The organism is Bradyrhizobium sp. 1 (assembly GCF_023073315.1).
Taxonomy (GTDB): domain Bacteria; phylum Pseudomonadota; class Alphaproteobacteria; order Rhizobiales; family Xanthobacteraceae; genus Bradyrhizobium.
In genome coordinates, this window is record NZ_JADPJH010000033.1 from 818,043 (window position 1) to 833,459 (window position 15,417).

16 protein-coding genes are annotated in these 15,417 nt (G+C 63.9%); 3 read left to right on the forward strand and 13 right to left on the reverse strand.

The genetic code is table 11. From position 1 onward, the window contains the following. Nucleotides 1-14: 14 nt before the first annotated feature. Complete coding sequence (locus IVB29_RS28920) at nt 15-1,043, forward strand: SDR family oxidoreductase (protein WP_247506785.1); 1,029 nt, start codon at nt 15-17, stop codon at nt 1,041-1,043. A gap of 4 nt (nt 1,044-1,047) precedes the next feature. Here IVB29_RS28920 and IVB29_RS28925 read toward each other — a convergent pair whose 3' ends face one another. The 4 genes from IVB29_RS28925 to IVB29_RS28940 form a co-directional block, all read right to left on the reverse strand. Next, nucleotides 1,048-2,553, reverse strand: coding sequence for a glycosyltransferase family 39 protein (locus tag IVB29_RS28925; protein WP_247506786.1), 1,506 nt, complete (start codon nt 2,551-2,553; stop codon nt 1,048-1,050). Nucleotides 2,554-2,559: 6 nt separating this feature from the next. After that, on the reverse strand, nt 2,560-3,705 hold the full coding sequence (locus IVB29_RS28930) for a glycosyltransferase family 2 protein (RefSeq protein WP_247506787.1): 1,146 nt from the start codon (nt 3,703-3,705) through the stop codon (nt 2,560-2,562). 264 nt (nt 3,706-3,969) lie between these two features. Then, entirely contained in the window at nt 3,970-4,170 is a 201-nt protein-coding gene (locus IVB29_RS28935; RefSeq protein ID WP_247506788.1) for a hypothetical protein, read from the reverse strand. 89 nt (nt 4,171-4,259) lie between these two features. After that, a complete protein-coding gene (locus IVB29_RS28940; protein WP_247506789.1) occupies nt 4,260-4,655 on the reverse strand; it encodes a hypothetical protein in 396 nt (131 codons plus the stop codon). 101 nt (nt 4,656-4,756) lie between these two features. Between IVB29_RS28940 and IVB29_RS28945 the strand changes: the two genes are divergently transcribed. Further along, entirely contained in the window at nt 4,757-5,593 is an 837-nt protein-coding gene (locus IVB29_RS28945; protein ID WP_247506790.1) for a DUF72 domain-containing protein, read from the forward strand. A 9-nt stretch (nt 5,594-5,602) separates the two neighbouring features. Next, the gene (locus IVB29_RS28950; protein ID WP_247506791.1) at nt 5,603-6,064 is read left to right on the forward strand and encodes a DUF488 domain-containing protein; all 462 of its coding nucleotides are present in this window, start codon (nt 5,603-5,605) and stop codon (nt 6,062-6,064) included. On the opposite strand, the gene IVB29_RS28955 is transcribed toward IVB29_RS28950, so the two are convergent. The 9 genes from IVB29_RS28955 to IVB29_RS29000 all read right to left on the reverse strand — a co-directional run bounded on the left by IVB29_RS28955 (nt 6,061) and on the right by IVB29_RS29000 (nt 15,377). Beyond that, on the reverse strand, nt 6,061-6,975 hold the full coding sequence (locus IVB29_RS28955; RefSeq protein ID WP_247506792.1) for a PhzF family phenazine biosynthesis protein: 915 nt from the start codon (nt 6,973-6,975) through the stop codon (nt 6,061-6,063). The two genes, IVB29_RS28950 and IVB29_RS28955, sit on opposite strands and share 4 nt — an antisense overlap. A 124-nt stretch (nt 6,976-7,099) precedes the next feature. After that, nucleotides 7,100-7,993 carry an amidohydrolase family protein gene (locus IVB29_RS28960; RefSeq protein ID WP_247506793.1) on the reverse strand — a complete coding sequence of 298 codons (894 nt, stop codon included), beginning with the start codon at nt 7,991-7,993 and terminating at the stop codon, nt 7,100-7,102. Nucleotides 7,994-8,015: 22 nt separating this feature from the next. Beyond that, nucleotides 8,016-9,257 carry an MFS transporter gene (locus IVB29_RS28965; RefSeq protein ID WP_247506794.1) on the reverse strand — a complete coding sequence of 414 codons (1,242 nt, stop codon included), beginning with the start codon at nt 9,255-9,257 and terminating at the stop codon, nt 8,016-8,018. A gap of 51 nt (nt 9,258-9,308) precedes the next feature. Then, nucleotides 9,309-10,040: a GntR family transcriptional regulator gene (locus IVB29_RS28970; RefSeq protein WP_247506795.1), complete on the reverse strand. Its 732-nt coding sequence runs from the start codon at nt 10,038-10,040 to the stop codon at nt 9,309-9,311. Nucleotides 10,041-10,466: 426 nt separating this feature from the next. Next, on the reverse strand, nt 10,467-11,774 hold the full coding sequence (locus IVB29_RS28980; protein WP_247506797.1) for an adenylate/guanylate cyclase domain-containing protein: 1,308 nt from the start codon (nt 11,772-11,774) through the stop codon (nt 10,467-10,469). A gap of 30 nt (nt 11,775-11,804) precedes the next feature. Then, nucleotides 11,805-12,965, reverse strand: coding sequence for an ABC transporter permease (locus tag IVB29_RS28985; RefSeq protein WP_247506798.1), 1,161 nt, complete (start codon nt 12,963-12,965; stop codon nt 11,805-11,807). Further along, nucleotides 12,962-13,900 (reverse strand): ABC transporter ATP-binding protein, encoded by a 939-nt coding sequence (locus IVB29_RS28990; RefSeq protein WP_247506799.1) that lies wholly within the window; start codon nt 13,898-13,900, stop codon nt 12,962-12,964. The genes IVB29_RS28985 and IVB29_RS28990 overlap by 4 nt, the downstream gene beginning before the upstream one ends. Then, complete coding sequence (locus IVB29_RS28995; protein ID WP_247506800.1) at nt 13,897-14,685, reverse strand: efflux RND transporter periplasmic adaptor subunit; 789 nt, start codon at nt 14,683-14,685, stop codon at nt 13,897-13,899. The genes IVB29_RS28990 and IVB29_RS28995 overlap by 4 nt, the downstream gene beginning before the upstream one ends. After that, the gene (locus IVB29_RS29000; RefSeq protein ID WP_247506801.1) at nt 14,682-15,377 is read right to left on the reverse strand and encodes a TetR/AcrR family transcriptional regulator; all 696 of its coding nucleotides are present in this window, start codon (nt 15,375-15,377) and stop codon (nt 14,682-14,684) included. Before IVB29_RS29000 ends, IVB29_RS28995 begins: the two co-directional genes overlap by 4 nt. Nucleotides 15,378-15,417: the final 40 nt, after the last annotated feature.

Consider the following 15,417-nt stretch of genomic DNA (forward strand, 5'->3'; position numbering starts at 1 on the left):
TAGAAGTTTAGGACATGCAGAAAATTCTCGTGGCTGGAGCGGGTGGCTATATCGGCATTCCCCTATGCCAGATGCTCGCCCAAAAGGGTTATTCGGTGACTGCGCTCGACCGATGCTTTTTCGGTCGGGATCGATTCATGCAGGCGGCATCCCACCCGAATATCAAGATGCTGGTCGACGATATCCGCACCGTGGACCCTCAGCAATTCGAAGGCATGGACGCCGTCATCGATCTGGCCGGACTGAGCAACGACGCCTCCGCCGAGATTGATCCTGAACTAACGGTCTCGATCAACCATCAGGGCGGCGTTCGTCTGGCTCGCGCGGCCAAACGGGCCGGCGTTCGCCGCTACGTCTATTCGAGTTCAGCATCGGTCTACGGCCACGGCCAGGAAGTGGCGCTCAACGAGCATTCAGCCTGTCGCCCACAGACGCTGTATGCCGAAAGCAAGCTTCATGTCGAGGACGAGCTGCGTAAGCTGCAAAGCGACACGTTCGAAACAGTCATACTACGCAACAGCACCGTGTTCGGCCTTGCTCCGCGCATGCGCTTCGACCTCGCCATCAACGTCATGACTCTACGCGCCTGGAAAGAGCGCGTTATCTACGTCATGGGAGGCGGCGAGCAGTGGCGGCCGTTCATCCACGTTCATGACGTCTGCCGCGCCCTGATGATGAGCATCGAGAGCGAAGCGTCGGTCGTGTCCGGCGAAACTTTCAACGTCGGCAGCGACGATCTCAATTATCAAATCAAACAGCTCGCAAACTTCGTCAAAGACATCATCCCGAACATCGTCACGCACACGATCCCGGATGCGACGGACAAACGAACCTACAATTTGTCTTTTGCCAAGATCATCCAACGCCTGAAGTTCGATCCATCCTCGCGCGTGCACGAAGGTATCGTGGAGATAAAGCAGGCTCTGGAGCGGGGCACGGTGAGTGGCGACGATCCCACAACCCATACACTGGGATGGTACCGTTCTCTGATCGATTGGGACAAGAGGATCAAGGAGCTGTCGCTGAACGGCAAGATATTGTGATCGCTCAAGGCACAAGTTCAGGCGGTGGCGAGTGGTCGAGCACGTCGCCCTTGGCGCCTTCCAGCAGATCGATGCCGTAGGTTTCGACGACGAGCGGACCGCGCTTGCGCTGCAATTGCGCGACCTGCGTCACCTTCGCGAAGAGGTCGTGGACGGCGGGATGGCGGTCGGGCTGCAGCTCGTCGACATAGATCAGCTTGCTGGCGAGCAACTTCGGATCGGGCTCGGGCATGTTGACCCAGCGGATGCGCTGGTTCTGCTGTACGACGCAGGTGCCGCGCGGCAAGTAGAAGGCAAGCCAGCCCGTGGTGCCATAATCCGGCGCCAGCACGCAGGTCGCGCCGTTGCGCGCGCGCGCGGCTTCGATTCCCGCAGCGAGCTCGCGCCAGCCGACGCCGACGCTGCGCACCGTGGCATCGCGGCGATAGCCCGACAGCCAGCCCGTATTGGCCTGCACGATGAGGGCGGCAAACATCACGATTCCCGTGGGTGCAGCCCAGCGCAGGCAAAAGTCAACCATGCGCCGCGCGCGCGGCTTCCACTGCACGAGATTGGCCGCGGCCGCAGCCGCAATGACGAAGGGCGGGTAGACCGGCGCAAACCAGTTGGCCTCGACGCGAGCATGAAGCGAATGCCAGACGAAATAGGCGACGATGGTCCAGAACATCGTCTCGATCAGCACACGCGAGGCCAGCGCGCCGGCCCGGCGCCAGGTCAGCGCGTGCAGGCCCATCGCGCCGAGGATGAAGACCAGCGGGGTCGCGAACGCGATCTGGGTCGGGATCAGCTCGGCGATGAAGACGGGACGGAAGTCTTCGATTCTGGCGCGGCCGAGCTGCTTGACGAACGAAACCCATTGGTGATCCGCATTCCAGAGGATCACCGGCGAGAACAGCGCCAGCGCAACGAGGCCGCCGAGATAGGGCCAGGGCGAGAGGAACCAGCGCCGCAGCTTTGGCACCGCCGCGAGCCAGATCAGGATCGCCGGCCCGAAGAACATCGCGGTGTATTTCGACAGCAGCGCCGCGCCGACAGCGACGCCGACCGCGAGCCACCAAGCGCCACGCCCGGTCTCCAGGACCTTTGCGAGGAAGAACAGCACGAAGCTGGAGGCAACCAGCAACGGCGCATCGGGCGTCACGATCAGCGTTCCGACGGAGGCCATCATAGTCACGTTGAGCAGGATGGCGCTGGTCGCCGCCACCCGCGCTCCGCCGAACAGAATCGCGGCGGAGCGATAGATCGCATAGCTCATCGGCAGCGCGAGCAGGATCGAGACGAGGCGGACGCCGAGCTCGGTGTCGCCCGCAATCATGGTGCCGGCGCGGATGACGTAGGCGACCATCGGCGGGTGGTCGTAATAACCGCCCGCGAGATTCTTCGACCACATCCAGTAATAGGCTTCGTCGAAGGTAATAGGCGTGAACGCGGCCGCGACCAGCCGCAAGGCGACCAGCGCGAGGATCACCAGCGCGGTGTTGCGGACGATCCGCGCGTCAGCCCCGCCCATCTCGCGCTATTTCTTGCGCCAGACGAACAGTCCGGACATCGCGTAGTTCCACACCACGCCCATCAGCGCACCGGCCAGGCCGGCCAGCCACCAGATCGGCTCCTGGTCGTAGACCGAGAAGGCGACGCCGACATTGGCGAGCAGCCCGACGCTGCACACGATGTAGAACGCGATCAGGCCGCGCAGCAGCCCAAAACCCTTCAGCCGCTGGTCGCGATAGGTGAGGAAGTTGTTGAGGATGAAGTTGCCGGTCATGGCAACGAGCGCGCCCGCAGCCTGCGCCTCCGCGAACGGCGCCTTGAAGATCTGAAGTGCAATGAACAGCGTGGTCAGATGCACCACGAGGCCGATGCCGCCGACCATCGCGAACAGGACGAAGCGCAGCGAGATGGCATCGTTGGTGAACTTCGCCAGCACCAGCCCGAGAAAGTCCAGTGCGACCATGGAATCGAGCTTGCTCTCGCCGTGTTGGCGCTCACCGAACGTGTAGGGGATTTCGACGGCTCGCAAGGTGCCGTTCGAGCTGGCGACGAGGTCGAGCAGGATCTTGAAGCCGTGCACCGACAATTTCGGCGCGAGCTGCTCGAAACGGTCGCGGCGAACCATGAAGAAGCCACTCATGGGATCGGCGATCTCGACCCGCAGCATCTTCCTGGCGAACTCGGTCGCCAGCGCGCTGGCGCCGGCGCGCTGCTTGTTGAAGCCTTCGGTCTTGTAGCCCTCGATGTAGCGGCTACCGACCACGAGATCGGCCTCGTCGCTTGCGAGCAGCAGCAGCATCTTCGGCAGCTGCGTCTCGTCGTGCTGGAGGTCGGCGTCGATCACGGCCACAAAGGGCGCGCTCGAGGCCAGGATGCCCTCGATGCAGGCACCCGACAGGCCGCGGCGGCCGATGCGGCGGACACAGCGTACGCGGCTGTCCTGCTGCGCCAGCGCGCGCACGACGTCCCAGGTGCCGTCGGGCGAATTGTCGTCGACGAACACCACTTCCCAGGCGACGTTCGCGAGTGTCGCCTCCAGCCGCCGGTACAGCACCGTGACGTTGTCGCGCTCGTTGAAGGTCGGGACGATGACCGACAGTTCCGGTCCCTCTTGGGCCTGATTTTGGGCCTGCGGCGGATTGTCGGCACCCGGTTTGATCGCTTCATTCATGACGGCAGCGTATATCCGCCGCGTCCTGCGCTGCCAAGTTCTTGAGCTAAGAGCCGGGGTTTTCTCTTGGGGAGCGGGCCGCAAAGGGGCCCCAAAATGCCAACGACCCCGGAATGGTGGACCGCGCGTACATCCGGCGCAGCCCAAGCTATTCCAAGGTCGTTCCAGCGCCGGAGTTTTCGCTCAACGTCGCCGTTAGAAGCTAGATAGGGACGGCAAAACCGCTTTGCAAGGGGTCAAAAGACGCCTTTTTCGGTCCCTTTGCTAGTTCGGGACTTCCTTGATCACCGGGCCGCGCGGCGCGGGCGCGACCGGGGCTGCTGGCGCCGCAGCAGTGGCCGGCTCGGCCTTTGCCGGCCTGGCCGGCTTGCCGTACTGACCGATCGGCCCGAGGACAACGGCGGCCGCAAGCACGACCGCCGCGACGATCGCGCCCAGAATGCCACCTACCGACTCAGACGACATGCAAGCCCATCCCTGTTCCAGATGCGGCCAGTGATACCACGGATGAACGCGCAGCCGGAAGGGCCACGGGACCGCAACTTCTCATGGGGCTATTTTGCTGGCGGCCGGTGCTTGACGAAGGCCGTCACGATATCCTTCTGCGCTGCTTCCACGGCCCTGTTCGCGGTAGCGAGATGGGCGCCGCCTTCGATGGTCGGATATTGCGTGGTGAGATAGTCGAGCAAGGCCACCCGGTAATATTGCCGCTCCGACGGACAGGCGCCGGCGACCGAGCGACCGAAATCCTGTTCCGTCATGCCCTGATTAGAGTCGCGCGAATATTCCCGTGCCAGGCAATGCCAGTAATCGTCGCGGCCCTGCATGGCGAGCTTCTGCGCACCCTTGGCATCGTCGTCATCGGCCATTGCCGAAGATACCACGGCTGAAGATATCATGGCAGCAGATGTCATCATCACGAGCGCCGCTCCCACCATCAGAATCCGCATTCTTGTCCTCCTTTTCGCGGGCAACGTTGCAAGCTTAGACGGGACGCGACAACTGGCCAATCACATCTGCTTTGATTAGGATGAAGCCTCCCTCCCCGTCGATGCGAGATCATTCCGTGGCCAAAGCAAAAACTGCGCCCAAAAAATCAGGCAACATCTTCATCGGCGTCGGCGGCTGGACTTTTGAGCCCTGGCGCGGTGTGTTCTATCCGGAGAAGCTGACGCAGGCGAAGGAGCTGTCCTATGCGGCTTCGAAGCTGACCTCGATCGAGATCAACGGCACTTACTACGGCTCGCAGAAGCCGGAGAGCTTTCGCAAATGGGCGGGCGAGGTGCCTGATGGTTTCGTGTTTTCATTGAAGGGCCCGCGCTTCGCCACCAACCGCCGCGTGCTTGCCGAAGCCGGCGATTCCATCAAGCGGTTCTATGATTCCGGCGTGCTGGAACTCGGCGACCGTCTCGGGCCGGTGCTGTGGCAGTTCGCGCCGACCAAGAAGTTCGACGGCGCCGATTTCGGCAAGTTCCTCGAGCTGTTGCCGCGCAAGCTCGAGGGGCGCGCGCTGCGCCATGTCGTCGAAGTGCGTCATGATAGTTTCTGCACGCCTGATTTCGTGACGCTGATCCGCGAATTCGAGACGCCGGTCGTGTTCGCCGAGCACGGCAAATATCCAGCGATTGCCGACGTCGCGAGCGACTTCGTCTATGCGCGGCTCCAGAAGGGCAATGACGAGATCAAGACCTGCTATCCGCCGAAGCAGTTGGACGCCTGGGCCGAGCGCCTTCAGGCCTGGGCCGACGGCAGCGAGCCCGACGATTTGCCGAAGGTTGAGAAGACAAAACCGAAGAAAGAACCGCGCGACGTGTTCGCTTACGTCATCCACGAGGGCAAGGTGCGCGCGCCGCACGGCGCCATGGAACTGATCGCAAGGGTGAGCTGAGGATGGTTCATGGCAAAGGCAAAAAAGCTCTTCACCATCGGCTATGAGCAGACACCGCCCAAGGCGGTGCTGGACGAGCTGGAGCAGGCCGGCGTCAAGCTCGTGGTCGACGTGCGCGCGGTGACGTCATCGCGCAGGCCCGGCTTTTCCAAGAAGCAGCTAACCGCAGGTCTCGATGAGCGCGGCATCGCTTACGTTCATCTCGCCGCGCTCGGCACGCCGAAGGAAGGCCGCCTCGCCGCACGCAGCGGGCAATACGATGTGCTGGAAAAGATCTACGCAAAGCACCTGAAGACGCCGCAGGCGCGGGAAGAGATGGACGAGCTCTCGGCGCTGGTGATGAAGGCCGGCCCGGTGTGCCTGCTTTGCTATGAGCGCGACCACACCCACTGCCACCGCCAGATGATCGCGGAGATCATCGAGGAGCGCGATGGGGTCGCGGTCGAGAATCTTGCGGGACGGCAGGTTTAGCCCTCCCCAGCCAGGCTGAACGTCCCTTCCATCATCTTCACGCAGTTGCCGCCGACATGGGCAGAGACGATCTTGCCGTCCTGCTTGCGCACGCGGGTGCGCAGAATGCTCGGCCGGCCCATGTCAAAGCCCTGGCCAACCGTGAGCTTCAACTCGCGGTCGCGCGTGGGGTCGAGATCGGCGAACAGTGAAACGGCCGCGACCGTGGCGCTGCCGGTGGCTGGGTCTTCGGCAAAGCCACCAGTGCCGCGCATGAACATCCGCGCCTGCCGGTCGCAAGACGCCTCCGACGCGGAGACGTCACGCGTGTAGAACCACACCGAGAAGGCGCCGTCGCGCGGCAATGCCCGGCCGAAGGCTGCGGCGTCGGGCCTCGCGCGCTTGAGCGCATCGCGCGAATGCAGCTCCGCCACCAGAAACGGCGTTCCGACGCTGACGACTTGTGGCAGGTGGCGATCGGTCTTGATGTCATCAGCTGTCAAGGAGATGCAGGCCGCGACGTCCTCGGCGGAAAACTGCGCGAGCTTGGACAGCGGCTGCGGCGCGGTCAGCTCGGTGCTGACCACCCTTCCCTGCTCCCGCACGATATCGACCGGAACCAGCCCCGCTTTCTCCTCGAACAAGAGGCGCGGCTTCGGCTCTTTCGCGAGGCTCGCCAGCACGAAGGCCGTGCCGACATTGGGATGGCCGGCGAAGGGAAGCTCCCTTACCGGCGTGAAGATGCGTACCTCGGCGTCATTGGCCTTGTCGCGCGGCGGCAGCACGAAGGTGGTCTCGGAATAGTTGAACTCGGTCGCGATCGCCTGCATCTGCGCGGTCGTGAGCCCGCCGGCATCGAGCACCACGGCGAGCTGGTTGCCGCCGAAAGCGCGGTCGGTGAACACGTCGACGGTGATGTAGCGGCGCTGCATCTTTCGCTTCCCTTCACGCAAAGTGCAGCCGCGATCGGCTGCATCGCGCAGCACTCTACAAGCCGGCGACATCGTCCGTCATGCCCCAAAATTGAGTGCAATCGGAGCAATCGCGGACGGCGCGTCAGAAGCGGAAGAGCTGATGTGGAGAGGCCGACACTTGCGCACGCTCGCCCGGATCGGCGATCAGCGTGTCGAGAAACTGCCGGTTTTTCTCGTAAGTCTGGGTGACCTCGAACTGGGTGTGCGGCCAGTCGCTGCCCCACAACAATCGGTCGAGACCGTAAGCGTTGCGCAGCAGCGGATAAGCCGCCTTCGCAAAATCTTCGCCGGCCGCGCCGTTGCGATATGGCGCGGAGATCTTGACCCAGACGTTCTTCGTCGCGCCGAGCTTCAGCACGGACTGGAAGCCGGGATCAGCGATACCGAGCTTTGGGTCCGGCAGCGTGTAGTGATCAAGCACGACAGTGACACCGTAATCGAGCAGTTGCGGCGCGAGCACGGCGAGATCGGAGGCGTTACGCTGGATCTCGATCTGCCAACTGAGAGCCTTCACGTTTCCGAGCAGCGCCTTCCATTCGGCAGCGCCAAGATCCGGCAAAGGCTGACCGACAAGATTGAGACGGATGCCGACCACCCCGGCGCGGTCGAGCGTGCGCAGCTCGTCGGGGGACACGGCGAGATCGACCACGGCGATGCCGCGCAGGCGTCCATTCGCCTGTTTCAGGCACTCGACCAGGTACGAATTATCGGTGCCGAGAAAGCTCGGCTGCACCAGCACGCCGTTGGTCATGCCGTTGCGGTCGAGCTGCTCCAGGTAGAGCGCGAGCGGCGCGTCATAGTCGGGCGCATAGCGCCGTCCCGGTGCGAGCTTGAGGCCGCGGTGAAAGACATGGGCGTGGGTGTCGATAACAGGCAAGGCCGCCTCACTCGTGGCTGTGGTCGCAGCCACTGTGGCGAGCGACGCGAGACCCGCGCCAAACTGGCGGCGCGTGAGGCCGCGCGGGACGAATGTCATGGTGACTTCTCCCCATCCCGCCTCAGGCGCCCGTCGCGGCGGTCTGTTCAAAGACCTTGCCGCGGGTTTCGGGCAACAACACCACAGCGATCAGCACCAGCGAATAGGCAAAGGCCGCGTCGATGCCGATCGCGGGCCCGAGCCCGATATGGTCACTGAGATAGCCGACCAGGAACGGGAACGCGGCGGAGACGATGCGGCCGAAATTGTAGCAGAAGCCCACACCGGTGCCGCGCACGCCGGCCGGATAGAGCTCGCTGAACAGCGCCGCCATGCTGGCCGGGATGCCGGCGGAGAAGAATCCGAGCGGAAAGCCGAGCACCAGCATCTCGCCGTTGGTCAGCGGCGCAAAAATGTAGATCAGCACGGTGACGATGCAGGCACCGGCGAACAAGGTGACATTGGCACGGCGGCCGATGCGGTCGCTGATGATGCCGCTCGCGACGCAGCCGCAGAAGAAGGCGACGATGATCACGGCGAGATAGCCGCTGGATCCCAGCACGGAGAGATGCCGCACCTCGCGCAAATAAGTCGGCAGGAAGGTGGTGAGTGCGGCGTAGCCACCATGAGCACCGATGCCGAACAGGCCACCGATCAGGGTCGCACGCAGCACGTCGCGGTGGAAGATTCCGGACAGCGTGGCGAAGAACGGCGTCTTGTCGGCTGCCACCGCGCGCGGCGGCTCCTTCAAGCCGCGACGGATGAAGACGATGAGGAGCGCGGGCAACAGGCCCAGCGCAAAAAGCAGCCGCCAGGCGATGTCGGCGGGCGCGTAAGTGAAGACCAGCGCGGACAGCAGCACGGCTGCGCCCCAGCCCACGGCCCAGGCGCTCTGCACCGAGCCGAGCGCCTTGCCGCGGTGTTCGGGACGGATGATCTCGGCCATCAGCACCGCGCCGCAGGCCCATTCGGCGCCGAAGCCGAGGCCCTGGATTGCCTTGAGCACGAGCAGCTGGGTGTAAGTCATCGCGAACGCAGAGGCGAAGGTCGCAAGCGCGAAAGTGGCGACCGTGATCTGGAGCGCCTTGACGCGGCCAAAACGGTCGCCGAGCGCGCCGCCGATCCAGCCGCCGAACGCGCCGAAGAACAGCGTGACCGAACCGAGCAGGCCGGCATCGGCCTTGCTGATGCCGAAGGCTGCGATCAGCGCGGGGATGGCAAGGCCGAACATCTGGACATCGAGCGCATCCAGCGCCCAGCCGCCAAAGCTTGCCCAGAACGTGCGCTTCTCAAGCGGCGAGCATTCACTGTACCAGTTCGACATGTTTTCCTACCCCCGTATGCGTTTGTTGCTTGGTATCGTTGAAAGGCCGCTTCACCTGATCTCGGCGTGGTAGCGGAAGCGATCCGCCGGCCCGCGCGAACGGCGCCATTCGATCGGTCGCCGCTCGAGGTCGAGCGCGAGACGCTCGATCACGATCAGCGGGGCACGCGACTCGAGCCTGAGCAGGCGCGCCTGCATCTCGTTGGCGGTCTCGACCGTCAATATTTCCTCGGCCGAAACCACGACCTCGCCGCAGCGCTGCTCGTAGAGCGGATACAGCAGGTCGCCGAACTCGGCGGTGTCGATCTCCAAGACCGGCGCGAAGCGCGATTGCTGGAGCCAGATCTCTTCGGCGAGCAACGGCACGTCGTCGATCAGACGCAGGCGCGACAGGCTGATCACGAGCTCGCCGACCGGAATACGCAGCGCCGATGCGACGGCGGATGTTGCAGGCACGCTCTTGCGCCTGATGATGCGGCTCTGCGGCACGCGCCGCTCGCCGCTTTGGGACTGGAAGCGGAAGAAACGGAACAGCGAGGAATTGAAGCGTGCGCGGCGCACGAACGTGCCGCGGCCCTGCTGCCGCTCCAGCACATTGTCGCTGACGAGCTGGTCGATCGCCTTGCGCACGGTGCCGATGGCAACGCCGTAATGCGCCGCCAGCTCGGCCTCCGACGGGATCGGCTCGCCCGGCCGCCATTCATTGCGGTTGATCCGCGCGGCGAGGTCGTCGCGCAAAAGCTGGTAGCGTGGCAGGCGCTCGTCGCGAGGGGCTGAATTCATCTAGTCATATAGATGACTAGATGAAAAGGGAGTCAAGCACTACTAAGATACCGAACCCTTGCGGGACGCGAGGCTGGGCTGGCAGCCTTCTCCAGCCAGCCTCGCCCTTGATCGTCAGTTCGTAGTCTTCGGCATGCAGGGCGGCTGCGTATAGGGCGCAGAGGCATACGCGCCCTCCGCCGGAGCCCTCACGCAATCCGCAGTCGCCTGCGGAGGAGCGCGCCGCGGGGCAGCGTCGCGGGCGGCGGCGGCCTGGGTTTGGTAGACGGCTGCAGCGATCAGGACGGCCGCAACAAAGGGCAATCGAGTCATGGATTTTCTCCGCGTGACAAACGGAAGCCAAGAGGTTTCGACCTCCTGAGTGCGAGAGCGGACATTCCCCCGCGATATTTCATCACGCGTCTTCAACGAAACGCGAGCAGCCCCTCACCCCAGTTGAAACACGGCGACCTTCTGCTCGTAACCGCGCACCGTGACCTCGCCGAGCGCGACAGCATCCTTGCCGTCGTCGCCAAGTACCTCACGGACGGCCGCGGAGATCAGGAGTTGCGAGCCGAATTCCTTGTTGAGCGCCTCCAGCCGCGAGGCGAAGTTCACGGTGTCGCCAATCACCGTGTATTCCTTGCGGCGGGGCGAGCCGATATTACCGGCGACGACCTCGCCGAAATGGATGCCGATGCCGATCCGCAGCGGCCAGTTCGTCTCCGCATTGATGCGACCCATCGCAGTCAGCATCTCGCGGCCGGCGGCAACCGCCCGGTGCGCGGCGTCCGAGGCCTCCAGCGGCGCGCCGAACAGCGCGAGAAAACCGTCGCCCAAAAACTTGTTCACGATGCCGCCCTCGCGGTCGAGGATATCGACCAGCACGGCGAAGGCGCCGTCGAGCCGGTCGACCACCTGCTGCGGCGTGCGAGACTGCGCGCCGGCGGTGAAGCCGCGAAAATCGACGAACATCACGGCGACGCGGCGGAGGTCGCCGGCTGCGCTCGTCCCCTCCGCCATCAACCGCTCGACCACCTGCGGCGAGACGTGCTGGCCGAACAGGTTCGTCACCCGGTCACGCGCGGTGGCGGCCGCGATGCTCGCGGCAAATTGTCGTCGCAGCCGCGCGCCGACGGAGCCGGCGAGCACGCCGCAGATCAGGATGATGGTGCTGCGCACCGCGTGAAAGTAGATCAGGGGTTCACCGGCCTCGCTGGCCGAATTGTAATACAGCGCAACGGCCAGGAGTTCGGCTGCGGCCACAAATCCCGTGAAGGTGGACAGCCAGAAATCGAGCCGCAGCGTCGATAGAATAATGAAGATGGAATAGGCCAGCGGCAGCACGAAGCCGAGCGCGGGCCCAGCGCCCATGCTGCGAATCTGCAGGATCAGGATGATCGTCGGCAGCGACGTTTCGATAAGGGCTCCGATATAGCGCCTGATCACCGGCAGGTCGCGATCGAGCCTGAGGTTTCGCCTGATCTGGCTGTGGACCCAGACCTCGAAGAGGATGAAGCCCGCCAGGAGAGCGTATTCGCGGACGAGGCCCTCAGTCCCGCGCCAGACCCGGTTCACGATGGCTGGGTCGATCAGGTAGGTTGCGGTGAGGAACAGGATCATGACGCAGCCCGTCGTGATCAACGCCCTCACCCGCAACAGCTCGGTGCGCAGCACTTCCCGCGTCAGCTCGCGCTCAAAATCCTCCGACAAGGCGGCATGCTGCCGCGCCTTCCTGCTTGCAAACCGGACCATTCCACCCCCTCGATTCCGGGGCAGTCTGCCTCAATCCAGCGTGCGGCGGAAGCGCGTCACGGCGATGGTCATGGCGAGCAGCATCAGGATGGCCAGCGCCAGCGCGTCGAAGCGCAGATTCTGCATCGTCGCGCCCTTCAGCATGATGGCGCGGACGATGCGCAAATAATGCGTCAAGGGCAGGCATTCGCCGACATATTGCGCCCAGGCCGGCATGCCTGCGAACGGGAACATGAAGCCGGACAGCAGGATGCTCGGCAGGAAGAACATCATCGCCATCTGCATGGCCTGCAACTGGTTCTGCACCACCGTCGAGATGGTGTAGCCGATCGACAGATTGGTGGCGATGAACAGCGTCGAGAGCAGCGCCAGCAGAAACAAATTGCCGAGTATTGGCACGCCAAACAGGACCACGCCGATGCCGATGATGAGGAAGGCCTGAACGAAACCGACCAGCACGTAAGGGATGATCTTGCCGAACATCACCTCGACCGGCTTGATCGGCATCGACAGCAGCGCTTCCATGGTGCCGCGTTCGACCTCGCGCGTGACCGAGAGCGCGGTGAAGATCAGCATCGTCATGGTCAGAATGGTGCCGACGAGGCCCGGCACGATGTTCAGGCTGGAGGACGCCGCCGGATTGTAGCGCGCATGCGCGCGGATCTCGAACGGCATTTCCGGGGGATCGCCGATATAGAGATCGTGCGCCAGCGCGGTCTGCACGACCATGCCGAGCGAGCCTAGCGCGGCGCTTGCCGCGACCGGATCAGTGGCGTCCGCCGCGACCAGCAGCGCGGGCTTGTCGCCGCGCCGCACCGCCCGCTCGAAGCCGCGGGGAATTTCGACGCCGAACAGCACCTTGCCGGATTTCAGCAGATTGTCGAAATCCTCGACGTCGTGCACCTCGTAGAGGAATCGGAAATATTTTGTATTTTCCAGCGCTTTCAGCACCGAGCGGGCGAGATCGGAATCCTCCTGGAGCAGCACCGCGCTCGGCAGGTTGTGCGGCGTGGTGTTGATGGCATAGCCGAACAGCAGCAGCTGCATCACGGGCAGCATCACGATCATCGCGAACGAGACACGGTCGCGCTTGAGCTGGATGAACTCCTTGATCAGCATCGCATAGGAGCGCTTCCAGAAGCCGAAGCGGTCCCGGATCTCGTGCTGTGCGGGGTGCTCGACGGCGCTCATTGGAAATTATCCTTGGAGCGGCTCATCAACTCGATGAACACGTCCTCCAGCGACGGCGCCGATTGATGCCAGTGCAGGCCGCTCTTGTCGCGCCACGGCGCGATGCTGGCTTCGAGCGCCGCGACGTCGCGGCCAGACACGTGCAGCGATGTGCCGAAGGGAGCCACCATGTCCACGCCGGGCTTGCCGGTGAGCGCGGGCGTAAGCTCGTTCAAGTTCTCGCCGGTTACGGTGTAGGTCGACAACGCGGATCCCGCGATCACCTCCTCCACCGTACCATGCGTCAGCAGATGGCCGTAAGCGATATAGGCGATCTCGTGACAGCGCTCGGCCTCGTCCATGTAATGGGTCGAGACCAGCACGGTGAGCCCATCCGCCGCAAGCGCGTGGATCTCATTCCAGAAATCGCGCCGCGCCTTGGGATCGACGCCGGCCGTCGGCTCGTCCAGCAGCAGCAGCTTTGGGCTGGGCAGCGTGCACGCGCCCAACGCCAGCCGCTGCTTCCAGCCGCCGGAGAGTTCGCCGGCGAGCTGCTCCTCGCGGCCCGAGAGGCCGAGCCGCTTGATCATGTCGCGCGCGGCACCACGCGCGTTGGCAAGGCCATACAGCCGCGCCACGAATTCGAGGTTTTCGCGGACCGAGAGATCCTGATACAGGCTGAAGCGCTGGGTCATGTAACCAACCTGGCGCTTGATCTTGTCGGCGTCGCGCAAAATGTCGTAGCCGAGACAGGTGCCCTCGCCGCTGTCGGGCGTCAGCAGACCGCAGAGAATGCGGATGGTGGTGGTCTTGCCAGAGCCGTTCGGCCCGAGGAAGCCGTAGATCGAGCCGCGCTTCACCTGCATCGACAAATCGTGCACGACCTCGCGGCCGCCGAACGACTTGGTCAGGCCCTTGACGTCGATCGCGATGTCGTTACCGGAGGGCCCGTTCATCGCTTGTCCGCCACCGGCGTTTTGGGATTGAGATAGACGTCGATCGGCTGCCCCACGCGCAAGGCATCGGGCCGCGAAGGCCGCGCCTGGATCAGATAGACCAGCTTGTTGCGCTCCTCGAGGCTGTAGATGACGGGCGGGGTGTATTCGGCCGAGGTCGCGATGAAATAGATCTTTGCGGTGAGATCGGCCGCGCAATTGTCGCAGGCGACCCGCACCGTGTCGCCGATCGCAAGCTTGGGCAGCTCGGTCTCCGGCACGAAGAAGCGCAGCTTCATGTTGCCGGGCGGCATGATCGAGAGCACCGGCCGCTGCGCCGCCACCATCTCGCCCTCACGGAAATAGATCTGCTGGATGGTGCCGGCCACCGGCGCAAAACCCTTGCGCCGCGCCATCCGCGTCTCCGACGTCGCCACCCGCGCTTCCGCGACGCGCAAGGCGGACACCGCGGAATCGAGATTGGCCTGCGTGCCCGAGCCGGTCTTGTTCAGCGAGGCTGCGCGATCATAAGTCTGCTGCGCATTCGCGAGCGTCGCCTTGTTCTGGTTGAGATCGGCAAGCTGGAGATCGTCGTCGACGGAATAGAGGTGATCCCCAACCTTGACCTCGTCGCCCTCGCGGACGTTGAGCTTCGTCACCCGGCCCGCTTCGTCCGGGCTGACATAGATCATATCCGCCTCGACCCAGCCCTGGAATCCGGGATCGCGCTTCTCCTTGCAGCCGGCAAGACCGGTTGCAAGCATGGCGGCTAATGCGATTGCAAAAATCCCTTGCGACGACCTCATGTCGTCCTCCGTTCGCCAAAAATCAAATCGAGATGGACGCGCAGCATGTCCTGCGCGTCGAGCGGCGCGTGCCGCGCAAACAGGCTCTGCCAGATCACCGCGATCATCGCCGGCGCGACCAGGATCTGCGGATAGCGCGCAAGGTCCTTCTCGCGGATCTCGCCACGCGCAACGCCGAGCTCGATCAACGCTCGCATGCCGGCGATCCCGCGCGAGACCACCTCGCGATAGTAGAAATCGGCGACGGATGGAAAGCGCGGCCCCTCCGCCACGATCAGACGCACCAGATCGCCGCGCCTGGTGCCGATCACCTCTTTCAAAAAGTTGCCGGCAAAGGCCTCGACGAGGTCGCGCACCGACCCCGTCGGCGGCGGCAGCGCATTGAGCTTCGCCACGACCGGCACGATCACAGTGCGCACCAGTTCCTCGAACATCGATTCCTTATCCCTGAAGTGCAGGTAGATCGTGCCCTTGGCGACGCCCGCGCGCTTCGCAATGTCGTCGAGCCGCGTCGCGGCGAAGCCGCGCGCGATGAACTCCTCCATCGCAGCGTCCACGATCGCCGCCCGGCGCTCCGCCGCGCGTGCGGCACGATTCGAGGCGGGCGCCTCTTCGCCTCCAGCTGACGCAGCACCCTTCGCATTGGCCCGAGTTGCGGACGGCCCGGCGAGTTTGGTTGGCTTCTTGGTCATTTCAAATTTATGACTGACTGGTCAGTCATAGTCAAGCGAA